Raw genomic sequence first — 12,075 nt, 5'->3', positions numbered from 1 at the left:
GGTCATTTTGAATGAGGGGATGGGTAGTCGCTACGGTATATGTGTGATTGGCTAAACCTTTGAATTATAACCAAAAGGAAGCTTTTCCACAAGGAAGAAAATTCAGAAAGCCCGGCATTTTTTTGCGCAGCAACATAAATCCGGCGGCCCATGAAAAAAGCCGCCCGGCTTGCGCGGAGCGGCTAGTTCTGCAACTACGGATAGTACTTAGGCCGTCAGGGCCGCAATGCCCGCTTTGGCAATTTGCGCATCTTCCGCCGACTTGACGCCCGAGACGCCGACGGCGCCCACGTAGTGGCCGTCGAACACGATGGGCACGCCGCCTTCGAGCAAGCCGTCGATTTCCGGCGCGCTCAGGAACGACACGCGGCCGCCGTTGATCATCTCTTCATAGATGCGCGATTCGCGGCGGCCCAGCGCGGCCGTCTTGGCTTTCGATGGGGCAATGTGCGACGAGATCGGCGCCACGCCGTCCATGCGCTGCAGCCACAGCAGGTGGCCGCCGTCGTCGACGATGGCGATCGTGACCGCCCAGTTATTCTTGACCGCTTCCGCTTCGGCGGCGGCAGCGATTTTCTTTACGTCGTCCAGGGTCAAAATCGGTTTCGATTGCATGGTGCATCCTTGTTATGTTGAATCAAAATTGTATACGAAATGCGCAGCGGCGCCAGCGCCTACTGCTCGCGTTTGGCTTTCAGCTTTTGCTTGAGCTGCGCCATGACGGCAAACGTCGCCTGCTCGCCCGCCAGGATGGCCTGGTTGCGGCTGTTGAAATCGTTGCCCTTCATGGTGCCCAGGCTGGGCTGGATCACCACGTCCGCATCCTTCAGTTCGAACTGGTTGATGCGCTGCCCCATGATGGCGAAGGTTTGCATGATGACTTCCATCGAGCTGATGGCCTTCTGGGTATCCGTTTGCGACGAGATATTCACGGCGATGATGAAGTCGGCGCCCATGTCGCGCGCAAAACGCACGGGCACGGGAGCGACGAGGCCGCCATCGACATAGGTGTGGCCGGCAATGGTCACGGGCTGGAACACGCCGGGCACGGCCGACGAGGCGCGCACGGCCATGCCGGTGTTGCCACGCTGGAACAGGATCGGCTGGCCATTCTTCAAATCGGTCGCCACCACGCCAAACGGAATCTTCAGCTTTTCCAGCGGCACGCCGCCGACCGCCTTGTTGACATAGCTTTGCAGCGCCTCGCCTTTCAGTACGCCGGACGACTTGCCGAACAGGGGCAAGGCCCAGTCCGAAATGGCCGCTTCGTCCATATCGAAGGCCATCTTTTGCAGGGCGAAGCCGGAATTGCCCGCCGCATACATGGCGCCCACCACGCTGCCGGCGCTGGTGCCCGTAACGATGTCGGCGTGGATGCCCTGCGATTCGAGCGCCTTGATCACGCCGATATGCGCGAAGCCGCGCGCGGCACCGCCGCCCAGGGCCAGGCCGATCTTGATCTTGCGGGGAGCGACGACGGGTTCTGGTGGCGTCAATACTTGTATCGGTTTCGGGGCGGTGGTATCGCAGCCGGCCAGCGCAAAGGCGGCCAGGGCAAGCAGAGTCAGGCGTTTAGGGAACATAGTGGCAGAAGAGAACCGCGCGCGGCAGTGGCAACAAAGGAGAGCCGATTGTAGCGCAAGCGGGGCCGGCCGCACTGAAGGCGGTCTTAAATGTTTATAAATGACAAGATTCCGAATCGTGCGCGCCACGCCGGCTGCTAGACTGGCGGCTGGTTTCCCACCTCCCCACCTGCCGGCTTATGAAAACAGACCTGTTCCGCTTCATCGCGCCCCCATGCTTGCTCGTTGCCACCCTGCTCGGTGCAGCCTGCGCCAACGCCACCCCCGCTGCGGCGCAGCGCCCAGATAGCATCGCGGAAAGGATGGCGGGCTTTACCTGCACGGGTAACATACAGATTCCCCCTGATCAGGAGGAGCACACGATTGAGCTCAGCTTCGACGTCCCCGACCGGCACGGCGCGCAAGGCACCCACATCATTGACGGGCGCGGCAAAGCGAGTAACTTCTACGGCTGCCGGCAAAGCGGCGACAGCTTGTCTTGCACGTATGACGCGGGACCAAGCAGCGGCCCGTTGACCATGCGCTTTACCGGCAACTTGACTCAGGTAAAGGGCGAATTCAATTCCCCGTTTGAAAACAGCACCGCCTTGCAATTTTCCGCACGCTGCAAAAAATCGGAGCAATAGCAGCGTCCGGTCTATTGCCCCCCCCCCTGCCCCTGGGATAGCTTGTTCGCATACCGAAGCGCCCCACCTCTTCTCACTCGCCGAATCGCTCAACATGTCCGACGAATATCAATTTTCCGACAGCCGCGCCCTGAGCGCCCCATTTACGCAACAGTTATCGAGGCAGCCGCCCGATGGGGCCCTCGCCTGGCTGAGCGCCATCCTCGCCACGCAGGCACCAGCACTGCGCTCGTCGAATGCCATCCTGCTGGCCTACACGGGCAATCCGGCCGCCCTGACTTGGATCGACGCCAATGTCGGCTCGCCCGTGGCGGGACAATGGGGCGTGGCGGCGGCCCTGCTGGACACGCCCTGGCCGCAAATCGTTGATTGGCTGCAACGGGGCGGCGCACACCGGCTGATGGCGCTCGATACCCTGCTGGCCTACCGCAAGCCGGCCGTCAACATGTCGCCGCTGGAACAGATCGCCGCCCCCGTGCTGCCGCAGGCGCCCGCGCGCGCCGAACTCGACGCGGCGCTGGCCGCCTGCCTGGCGGCATCTTCCACGCCGCGCATCCAGGCGGCCATCGACTCGATCAACAAGCACGTGGACGAGATCCTGCGCGGCGGCCCGCGCGGCGTGGCCGTGGCCGACTTGCCGCGCCTGTACCTCGACCCGGCACCATTCAAGGATGCGCCCGCCATCCTGGAGCAGCACGAGTCTGTGGTGGGCGGCATGCGGCAAAACCTGCAGAACCTGCTCAAAGGCATATTGTGAATCGACCGGCCCTGGTGACGATCGACTTGAGCGAGATCAACACCGCGCGCCAGCTGCACGCGGCGCTGGCGGCCGCGCTGGATTTCCCTTCCTTCTACGGCATAAACTGGGATGCCTTCTGGGATGCCATCACGGGCCTGGTGGACATGCCGCAACAGCTGGAGCTGCGCGGCTGGCCAGCCTTCGCCGCACGCCTGCCCCACGATGCGGCCACTTTGCAGCGCATCCTGGCGCGCATGGCGCAGGACATGCCGGCCCAGGCGGCGCAGGTGCGCCATGCCTGAGCTTTCGCCGTCTATTACTTCGAATAACCCTGCTCATTGAATTGCCCCGCATCCAGGGTGGCCCAGGCATGGCGGATGCCCCACCACATCAGATAGGCATTGCCGCCGCCGCGCGCGCGGAACCACGGTTTCACGGGATCGATGGGCCGCACCTTGGCCGGGGGCAAGATCAGCACGCCGGTCGTCTGGCCGGCGTCGCTGGTACCCGCCACCAGCACGTTCTGGCCAAAGTGATTCGCCTGCGCGATGCCCAGCGCCACATTCGTCAAGGCCGTGGCGGCGCCCATTTCGCCCAGCAAGGCCGGCGTATTGAAGGTCTGCTGGAGGAAATCGAAGGCCGGCAACTCGGTCGTCAAGGTTTGCGCCAGGTGGCCGATGCGGTCCGACGAGGCCGGATGCGTGTTGTGCGCATCGTGGATCACATAGCCGATCTCGGCATCGGTCTTGCGTCCATTCGCGGCCGCCTGCGCCAGGGTCGCCTGCCACGCCTGCACCGTGGGTGGGGGCAGCCCCTTCTGCGCCGTAAAGGCACCGACCTGCTGCGTGGCCGGATAGCCTATCCACGCCAGCGCATCGCGCTCCGTCTTGTAGTTCGGACCTGCCAATACCAGCAAGACCATGTTTTCATTGATCTGCTCATCTTTCGGAAAACTGGGCGCATCCCAGCTCATCACCCACACCGTTTCCTTCGGATGCGCCTGCAGATAATCGAGGGCGGCGGCCAGAGAGATAAAACCGGCATTCGCGCCGCCGGCCGTCACGCGCACGTCGGGCGGGGTGGACTTGGTCCAGGAATTGGGGAAGTTCGGGTTGCCGATGGAAAAAGTACTTGTAATTTGCTTGCGCAAGTCTTCCCCGGCGAGAAGGGGATCAAACCGTTCTGCAGGCAAAGCGTACTCAACATGGATACCCGCCAGTTCATTCCAGCCTTTTTTGTTTTTTACGTCGTGGGCGTTATAAAAATAGGTTGGATTTGAAAAATACATACCATGGAATTTTGTTATTATTTGCCTAGCGTATTTAATATGGAAATCACTAAAATTAATTTTCCCATCGTTCGAAGATGCTATCCCTGCAACGGATCTGACATTCGAAAAAATAGCTGGGTACAACTCTACCATGTCGTCTTTTTTATTTGGACGAACTTTTCCCATAGTCCACAATAACTGCCATTCAGTAGGATAATCTTGTCTATGAAGCGGATTCAACCATTGCACCCCAACTACTTGGGCAGTAAAAGGCACGCCAACATCAGCAGTACCATTTTTGCTTTTATCGATAATTGGTTCCGATTTGAGTACGCATGACGATAGCCCTACCGTCGCCATGATCGCCGCGACAGAAGTAAATATAAAATTCTTAGCCACTCTCCCCTCCCATGCATATATTTAAAAATAAAAATTAAGGTACATTATTTTCACGTAAATCACTTATTTTTTTTGGCATTACGCCGTCTACTGATTTTCTTACCCACTTCGAAGGCGCGGCTCCATTCACTTTGCCTTCGTAAAAATATTCAATAGACATATTTATATGCTCAGGGCCTCCAAGATCATCAAGAAACCGCCAATCCGCCATGGTCCTCAACTCCCGCAAATCCTTTTCCAGAAGATGGCAACAGCCCACGGCCACGTCATACGCCAGCGCCTTTCTGGAGTGCTCGCTGTTGGTCAGGATGGTGGAGTGATCGGTGGCATAGGTGCCCACATTGCCAGCCAGGCCCGCCTGGATTTTCCGATGGCGCCATGCCGTGTATTGCGCACTCGCCGTCTCGGGACGGTCTTCTTCCGTGACGTGTTTGTCTTTCCCGACCTTGCCTTCGCGCTTGGCCATCATGCGCAGGGAGGCGTGGTATTCGTATTGCAGCGCCGCTTCGCTCTCCTCGTTGCCGCGCGCGGCATCGGTGCGCTGTTTTTCGCCATGCAGGCCGCCGCGCGGTATCGACAGCTCGCGCTCGCCATGGAACGGGTCGCCCGCCGGATGGGCGGCATCCTTGTTGCGATTCCAGCCATGCGGATGCAGTCCCATGTCGAAACTGGGGCAGATAGCGCCAAATAACTTTGCCTGCGGGAAGAAGGTCTCTGGCAGGTCGGGCGCTTCCAGCGGGATTTTCCAGTACTTGTCGGGCGAGGCATTGATACGCTTGCGCATCAAGGTTCCGCGCGGTAGCGTGTCGATGCCGTCACGCGTCTGGCCCGATGCAGCACTGGCATCCACATGGGCTATCGAACACGCGGGAAACGGCCTCATGTAGTGCGGAAAATTCACTTCCAGCATGGACTCGGTGAAAACACGGCGCGCATCGTCGATCTTCTTGGCCATGCGGGCATTGCACAAGGCATATGCCTCGATCAGGCGTTCGAGCAGGACGGGCGACACACGTCGCCATACGGAAACTGTATTATTCAACAATGATAGAAAAGTAAGTTGCGCAGGAACAATAAGTCGTCCCGCGGCATGGCAGCAGCAGCGTTCCCGGCTGAAATATGCTTGACAGCGCCGCCCGACATCCCTTACATTGAGTGCATGTCCTCCTTCAAACATTCCTCCCCTTCCCTGCTGTCGCTATCGCGACTACTACTAGCACGCGCATAAGTTTGCCGCATTGCTTCGCCTGGCCACACGCCGGCGTGTTTCAAAAACCCTGGAAGGTTTGATGATGTTTGCACCATCCCCATACGTACACGTAATCCCCGCTGCGACCGCTCCTGCCGGCATCGCGGCCGCACTGCTACCGCTACCGATCGCTTGCCTGGCCTAGTGTTGCGTGGCCGCCCGGCAAGCTTGCGCCACAACCATTGATTTCCCCCTATCTTCAGGAGTACCCGATCATGATGTTGCAAAACCCAGCTTCCAAATACCGCGCCTTTCCTCCCGTCAAATTGACCGACCGTCAATGGCCGAACCAGATCATCAGCAAGCCGCCCATCTGGATGAGCACAGACTTGCGCGACGGCAATCAGTCCCTGATTGAGCCGATGAGCGCGGAAAAGAAGCTGCGGTTCTTCGAGATGCTGATCGCCATCGGCCTGAAGGAAATCGAAGTGGGTTTCCCATCGGCATCGCAGACGGATTTCGATTTCGTGCGCAAGCTCGTCGATGAAGGCCGCATCCCGGACGACGTCACCATCATCGTGCTGACCCAGTCGCGCGAAGAATTGATCCGCCGCACGGTGGAATCCGTCGTCGGCGCCAAGCGCGCCATCGTCCACCTGTACAACTCCGTGGCGCCCGTGTTCCGCAAGGTCGTGTTCGGCATGTCGCGCGAAGAAATCACGCAGATCGCCACCACCGGCACCACTTTGGTAAAACAGCTGGTGGCCCAGCATCCGGAAACGGAATGGGGTTTTGAATACACGCCGGAATCGTTTTCCACCACGGAACTCGATTTCTCCAAGCATATCTGCGACGCCGTCAGCGCCATCTGGAAGCCGACGCCGGCCAACAAGATGATCATCAACCTGCCATCGACCGTGGAATGCAGCACGCCGAACGTGTATGCGGACCAGATCGAATGGATGTCGCGCAAGCTGGCGCGCCGCGATTCCATCATCATCAGCGTGCACCCGCATAACGACCGCGGCACGGCCGTCGCCTCGGCCGAGCTGGCCGTGATGGCGGGTGCCGACCGCGTGGAAGGCTGCTTGTTCGGCAATGGCGAGCGCACGGGCAACGTCGACCTCGTCACTTTGGCGATGAACTTGTACACGCAGGGCGTGCACCCGGGCCTGGATTTCTCCGACATCGATACGGTGCGCAAGTGCGTGGAAGAATGCAACCAGCTGCCCGTCCACCCGCGCCACCCGTATGCGGGCGACCTGGTGTTCACGGCATTCTCCGGCTCGCACCAGGATGCCATCAAGAAAGGTTTTGCCAAGCAACAACCGGACAGCATCTGGGAAGTGCCGTACTTGCCGATCGACCCGGCCGACCTGGGCCGCAGCTACGACGCCGTGATCCGCGTCAACAGCCAGTCCGGCAAGGGCGGCATGGCGTACCTGCTGGAACAGGAATACGGCCTGGTCTTGCCGCGCCGCCTGCAGATCGAATTCTCGCGCGCCGTGCAAGCCGTGGCCGATGCCACGGGCCGCGAAATCGCCGCGCAGGATATCCATGAAATCTTCCAGCGCGAGTACCTGGAGCAGACGGCGCCCTACGCCTACGCTGCGCACCGCATGGTGGAAGACACCAGCAGCGACGAGTCCGTGCAGATCGACATCAGCCTGTCGCACCGCCAGACGCCATTGGCCCTGCAAGGCGGCGGCAACGGCCCCATCGACGCCTTCGTCAATGCGCTCGGTCTCGACATCAAGCTGATGGACTACCATGAGCACGCGATCGGCTCCGGTGCCAACGCGCAAGCGGCGTGCTATGTGGAATTGCGCCTCGACAACGGCCCGACCCTGTTCGGCGCCGCCATCGACAGCAATATCGTCACCGCCTCGTTCAAGGCAGTGCTGTCGGCCGTGAACCGCCGCATCAAGCAGACGGACGCCGAAAAAACAACAGCGGCCGACGTGGCGGCCAGCGCCGCCTAAGAACGACGCTCCCTCTCGCACAGGAAAAAAAAGCGGCATGGCTTGATCCACGTGCCGCTTTTTCATTTCCGCAGGGCAATTGTTGCTGCAAAAGAAGTATCACTCGCCGTATAATCGACTCATAATAAGACCACCGGGGACAGGATTCTAGCTACCGAGGGAATGAGTATGAAATTGACGGACATGAAGATAGGCGCGCGCCTGGGCGCGGGTTTTGGCGTGGTACTGCTGCTGATGGCGGTGCTGGTGGGCACGGGCCTGTTCCGGCTGGACAAGATCGGCGCGCTCAGCGAAGCCATCATCGAAAAAGACTGGGCCAAGGCGGACGCCATCGCCACCATCCGCAGCACCACGCGCTCGAACGCGGCGCTGGTGCTGGAACTGTTCATCCATGAAGATCCGGCCCGCGCCAGCGCCATCCACGGCGAAATCGATGCCAACAAGGCCACCATCACCGATGCGCTGGCCATCCTCGACCGCCTGATCGTGCTGCCTGAAGGCAAGGAACTGCTGGCTACGCTGAAACAGCAGCGCAAGGCCTATGTCGTCTCGTTCAGCCAGGCAGACAAGCTGCTGGTGGCGGGACAGCGCGCGGAAGCGGCCAAGCACGTGCGCGACGACACCCTGCCCGCCCTGAATCAGTTGCAAAAGACGGTGAACCACCTGAATGAAATCCAGCGCGGCGTGGTCGTGCATGGCGGCCAGCAAATCCAGCAGAATATTTCAGCAGCGAATGTGCTGATGGCCAGCCTGGGCACGGCCGCCTTGCTGCTGGGCATACTCTTTGCATGGCGGGTCACGCGCTCGATCACCACGCCCGTCGCCTATGCGCTTGGCGTGGCGCAAGCCGTGGCGGCAGGCGACTTGAGCAGCAAGATCGTGGCCGAGGGCAACGATGAAATGGCCCAGCTGCTGCGCGCGCTGCACGACATGAACCACAACCTGGCCACCCTCGTGGGCCAGGTGCGCGGCGGCACAGGCACGATCGCCGTGGCGTCGAGCCAGATTGCCAGCGGCAATGCCGACCTGTCGGCCCGCACGGAAGCGCAAGCGAGCGCGCTGGAAGAGACGGCCTCGTCGATGATCGAACTGACGGGCACCGTGCGCAGCAACAGCGACAATGCGCGCCAGGCCGACAGCCTGGCCCGCTCGGCGTCCGCCATCGCGCAGCGCGGCGGCACGGCCATGGCGGAAGTGATCGGTACCATGGACGCCATCAATGCCTCGTCGCGCAAGATCGTCGACATCATCGCCGTCATCGACGGCATCGCCTTCCAGACGAATATCCTGGCGCTCAATGCGGCCGTGGAAGCGGCCAGGGCCGGCGAGCAGGGGCGCGGCTTTGCCGTCGTGGCCACCGAAGTGCGCAGCCTGGCGCAACGTTCGGCAGCGGCCGCCAAGGAAATCAAGGAACTCATTGCCGACTCCGTCAACCGCGTGGGCCAGGGCGCGCAACTGGTCAGCCAGGCGGGCGCCACGATGGATGAAGTAGTGGCCAGCGTGGGCCGGGTCAGCGCCATCGTCGGTGAAATCAGCGTCGCCAACCACGAGCAAAGCGAAGGCATCGAGCAGATCAATACCGCCATCATGCAGATGGACCAGACGACGCAGCAGAATGCAGCCCTGGTCGAGGAAGCAGCCGCAGCCGCAGCCGCCATGCATGAACAGGCGGGCGAACTGGAAACCCTCGTCAGCCAGTTCAAGCTGGAACAGAACGCCGTCGCCAAGGCGCCGCCCCGCCCTGACGCGCCCGCCGTGCCGCGCCTGCACTAAGTTACTCCACCTTTATTCCACCTTTATTCCACCTGGCGCGCCAGGCGGATGCCCGCAAACTGCCAGCGTGCGCTTGCTGGAAAGAAATTGCGGTAGCTGGCGCGCGCATGGCCGGCCGGCGTGGCGCACGAAGAGCCGCGCAGCACGTACTGGTTCAGCATGAACTTGCCGTTGTATTCGCCCAGCGCCCCGGGTGCCGTGCGGTAGCCGGGATACGGCGCGTAGCTGCTGCTGGTCCATTGCCAGCAGTGGCCGAACATCTGCCGCAACCCTGTTCCCGGCACGCCGGCCGCCGGATGCAGCCGGCCCACTTGCATGTCGACGCCCTGCGCCGCCACTTCCCACTCCGCTTCCGTCGGCAAGCGCGCGCCGGCCCAGTGCGCATACGCATCGGCCTCGAACAGCGACAGATGCGTGGCCGGCGCCTGCGGGTCCAGCGGGCGCAAGCCGGATAAAGTGAATTCCTGCCAGTGGCCCGCGTCATCGCGCTGCCAGTACAGCGGGCATGCCAGCTGTTGCGTGCGGATCCAGTCCCAGCCTTCGGCCAGCCACCAATGCGCCGTGCGGTAGCCGCCCGCCTCGATGAAGGCGAGAAATTCGCCATTCGTCACGAGCGCGCTGGCCAGTTCGAACGGCGCCACGTATTGCGGGTGGCGCGGCAATTCATTGTCGAAGCAAAAACCGTCGCCCGCGTGGCCGATCTGCGCCAGGCCGCCGTCGAAGGCGAGCCAGGCCGTGGGCTGCGCGTGTTCTTGCGCTGGCGCAAACGTGCCGTCCAGCGCATTGTCCAGGTAAGCGGGAAACAGCGCGCTCTGCGCCAGCAGGTGCTTGACATCCGTCAACAGCAATTCCTGGTGCTGCTGCTCGTGTTCCAGGCCCAGCGCCAGCAGCATGGTCAGCCGTTCGCGCGCGTCGCGCGCCAGTTCGCCCGCCAGCAGCCGGGCAATGCGCGCATCGACGTTGGCCCGGTAGGCACGCACGACGTCCATGCCGGGGCGCGTCAGCAAGCCACGCTGGGCGCGCGGGTGCTTTTCGCCCACGCCGTTGTAATACGAGTTGAACAGCACGCGGAAAGCGGGGTGGAATGGCGCGAACCCCGCTTCCATGCTTTCCAGGATAAACGTTTCGAAAAACCAGGTGGTATGCGCGAGGTGCCATTTGACGGGACTGGCGTCCGGCATCGACTGGGCGCCGCAATCCTCGTCGGACAGCGGTTCGGCCAGCCGCAGCGAGTGCTGGCGCACTGTATGGTAATGATCGATCAGCATCTTTTTCTTAGTCCCTGATGATGCGCGCATAAATGACGGCAAACCACTGCTGCGGGTCCGTCCAGACTTGCACGGTGGAAAACCCTGCCTGTTCCAGCAAGCCGACGAAGGCCGGGCGCGTGTATTTATAGCTGTCTTCGGTATGGATGCGTTCGCCTTTCGCGAAACGCCGCTGGCCACCTTGCCAATGGACAAACTGTTCGCTGCGCGCCTCCAGGTGCATTTCCACGCGGTGCTCATCGGCATTGAAAAAACCGTGGTGCCGCCAGGCGCGCACGTCGAAGTCGGCGCCGATCAAGCCGTTCACGTGGCGCAGCATGTTCAGATTAAAAGCGGCCGTGACGCCCAGCGCATCGTCGTAGGCCGCGTCGAGGACGGCGTCATCCTTGATCAGGTCGACGCCGATCAGCAGGCCGCCATCGCCGTCCGCATTCGCGCGCAGGCGGCGCAAAAAGGCAGTCGCTTGCTCAGGCGCAAAATTGCCGATCGACGAACCGGGATAGAAAAACAATCGCCGCGCCTCGCGCACGCTGTCGGGCAAGTCCAGGCGGCTGGAGAAATCCAGGCCCAGGCCCGTCATCTCGATGTGCGGAAAGCGCTGCTGCAGCCGGCTCAGCGACTCGCTGAGAAAATCGTAGGAAATATCCACGGCCACGTACTGCGCCGGGTGCAGCAGGGGGAACAGGCTGGCGGCCTTGGCGCAATTGCCCGCGCCCAGGTCGATCAGGGTGCTGCCCGGCCCCACGGCGTGCGCGATCTCGGCGCCGTGGCGGGCGAAGATGGCCGCCTCCGTGCGCGTGGGATAGTACTCGGGCAAGGCGCAGATGGCTTCGAAGAGTTTCGAGCCCAGCGCGTCGTACAGGTACTTGGGCGAGGTCCAGGCCGCGCGCGCCAGCAGGCCGCTGCTGATCTCGGCTATCGTGGCAGGAGTGGCGCTGGCCGCGCGGGCGTTGCTAGCGGGATACAAATCGGACAGGTGCTGCGCGGGTGGCGTGGTCATGGGCTGGCGTCGTCAATGTTGGGTTCACGAAGGGCTTGCACGGTCGGCCACCGGACGCGCCGCCCCTGCCGCAGCGCTTGCGGGCGCCTTTGCCGATGACTTTTTCTCATCATAGCGGAATCCGCGCAAGCCAGCCGTGCGGCAGGTAACTTAAGGTCAAACGCGGTCAAACGCGCGGCGCGCACATAAAATTGGTATTGCCAAGCAAAAAGCATAAGGCTGTCGTATACTACACATTGCCGGCCA

General features: G+C 61.6%; 11 protein-coding genes. 5 read left to right on the top strand and 6 right to left on the bottom strand.

From position 1 onward, the window contains the following. Positions 1 to 207: 207 nt before the first annotated feature. Positions 208 to 615 (bottom strand): GlcG/HbpS family heme-binding protein, encoded by a 408-nt coding sequence (locus AC07X6_RS09325; RefSeq protein WP_034786036.1) that lies wholly within the window; start codon positions 613 to 615, stop codon positions 208 to 210. A 59-nt stretch (positions 616 to 674) separates the two neighbouring features. After that, positions 675 to 1,583: a patatin-like phospholipase family protein gene (locus AC07X6_RS09320; RefSeq protein WP_494790771.1), complete on the bottom strand. Its 909-nt coding sequence runs from the start codon at positions 1,581 to 1,583 to the stop codon at positions 675 to 677. Positions 1,584 to 1,762: 179 nt separating this feature from the next. Between AC07X6_RS09320 and AC07X6_RS09315 the strand changes: the two genes are divergently transcribed. The 3 genes from AC07X6_RS09315 to AC07X6_RS09305 all read left to right on the top strand — a co-directional run bounded on the left by AC07X6_RS09315 (position 1,763) and on the right by AC07X6_RS09305 (position 3,250). Beyond that, complete coding sequence (locus AC07X6_RS09315; RefSeq protein ID WP_494790770.1) at positions 1,763 to 2,209, top strand: hypothetical protein; 447 nt, start codon at positions 1,763 to 1,765, stop codon at positions 2,207 to 2,209. A 94-nt stretch (positions 2,210 to 2,303) separates the two neighbouring features. Continuing rightward, positions 2,304 to 2,966 carry a hypothetical protein gene (locus AC07X6_RS09310; protein WP_474290689.1) on the top strand — a complete coding sequence of 221 codons (663 nt, stop codon included), beginning with the start codon at positions 2,304 to 2,306 and terminating at the stop codon, positions 2,964 to 2,966. Next, a complete protein-coding gene (locus AC07X6_RS09305; RefSeq protein ID WP_494790769.1) occupies positions 2,963 to 3,250 on the top strand; it encodes a barstar family protein in 288 nt (95 codons plus the stop codon). Before AC07X6_RS09310 ends, AC07X6_RS09305 begins: the two co-directional genes overlap by 4 nt. A gap of 14 nt (positions 3,251 to 3,264) precedes the next feature. On the opposite strand, the gene AC07X6_RS09300 is transcribed toward AC07X6_RS09305, so the two are convergent. Together AC07X6_RS09300 and AC07X6_RS09295 are read right to left on the bottom strand one after the other, a co-directional pair. Next, positions 3,265 to 4,098 (bottom strand): hypothetical protein, encoded by an 834-nt coding sequence (locus AC07X6_RS09300; protein WP_494790768.1) that lies wholly within the window; start codon positions 4,096 to 4,098, stop codon positions 3,265 to 3,267. A gap of 553 nt (positions 4,099 to 4,651) precedes the next feature. Further along, positions 4,652 to 5,794 carry a type VI secretion system baseplate subunit TssF gene (locus AC07X6_RS09295; protein WP_494790767.1) on the bottom strand — a complete coding sequence of 381 codons (1,143 nt, stop codon included), beginning with the start codon at positions 5,792 to 5,794 and terminating at the stop codon, positions 4,652 to 4,654. 287 nt (positions 5,795 to 6,081) lie between these two features. Here AC07X6_RS09295 and leuA point away from each other — a divergent pair, with 287 nt between their 5' ends. Beyond that, positions 6,082 to 7,788, top strand: a complete 1,707-nt coding sequence (leuA, locus tag AC07X6_RS09290) for a 2-isopropylmalate synthase (RefSeq protein ID WP_494790766.1) — start codon at positions 6,082 to 6,084, stop codon at positions 7,786 to 7,788. A 168-nt stretch (positions 7,789 to 7,956) separates the two neighbouring features. Continuing rightward, positions 7,957 to 9,561, top strand: coding sequence for a methyl-accepting chemotaxis protein (locus AC07X6_RS09285; RefSeq protein WP_494790765.1), 1,605 nt, complete (start codon positions 7,957 to 7,959; stop codon positions 9,559 to 9,561). A gap of 23 nt (positions 9,562 to 9,584) precedes the next feature. Here AC07X6_RS09285 and egtB read toward each other — a convergent pair whose 3' ends face one another. Next, positions 9,585 to 10,829 (bottom strand): ergothioneine biosynthesis protein EgtB, encoded by a 1,245-nt coding sequence (gene egtB / locus AC07X6_RS09280; RefSeq protein WP_494790764.1) that lies wholly within the window; start codon positions 10,827 to 10,829, stop codon positions 9,585 to 9,587. Positions 10,830 to 10,836: 7 nt separating this feature from the next. Then, positions 10,837 to 11,829 carry an L-histidine N(alpha)-methyltransferase gene (gene egtD / locus AC07X6_RS09275; protein WP_494790763.1) on the bottom strand — a complete coding sequence of 331 codons (993 nt, stop codon included), beginning with the start codon at positions 11,827 to 11,829 and terminating at the stop codon, positions 10,837 to 10,839. Between the last annotated feature and the right edge of the window lie 246 nt (positions 11,830 to 12,075).

It is taken from the genome of Janthinobacterium sp. GW460-12-1-14-LB5, from assembly GCF_059423585.1.
This window is presented reverse-complemented; position numbering and strand designations above follow the sequence as displayed.

Coding starts and splice junctions, on each gene's coding strand:
- AC07X6_RS09325 (WP_034786036.1), bottom strand. CDS start 615: ATGCAATCGAAACCGATTTTGACCCTGGACGACGTAAAGAAAATCGCT.
- AC07X6_RS09320 (WP_494790771.1), bottom strand. CDS start 1,583: ATGTTCCCTAAACGCCTGACTCTGCTTGCCCTGGCCGCCTTTGCGCTG.
- AC07X6_RS09315 (WP_494790770.1), top strand. CDS start 1,763: ATGAAAACAGACCTGTTCCGCTTCATCGCGCCCCCATGCTTGCTCGTT.
- AC07X6_RS09310 (WP_474290689.1), top strand. CDS start 2,304: ATGTCCGACGAATATCAATTTTCCGACAGCCGCGCCCTGAGCGCCCCA.
- AC07X6_RS09295 (WP_494790767.1), bottom strand. CDS start 5,794: ATGTTTGAAGGAGGACATGCACTCAATGTAAGGGATGTCGGGCGGCGC.
- leuA (WP_494790766.1), top strand. CDS start 6,082: ATGATGTTGCAAAACCCAGCTTCCAAATACCGCGCCTTTCCTCCCGTC.
- AC07X6_RS09285 (WP_494790765.1), top strand. CDS start 7,957: ATGAAATTGACGGACATGAAGATAGGCGCGCGCCTGGGCGCGGGTTTT.
- egtB (WP_494790764.1), bottom strand. CDS start 10,829: ATGCTGATCGATCATTACCATACAGTGCGCCAGCACTCGCTGCGGCTG.
- egtD (WP_494790763.1), bottom strand. CDS start 11,829: ATGACCACGCCACCCGCGCAGCACCTGTCCGATTTGTATCCCGCTAGC.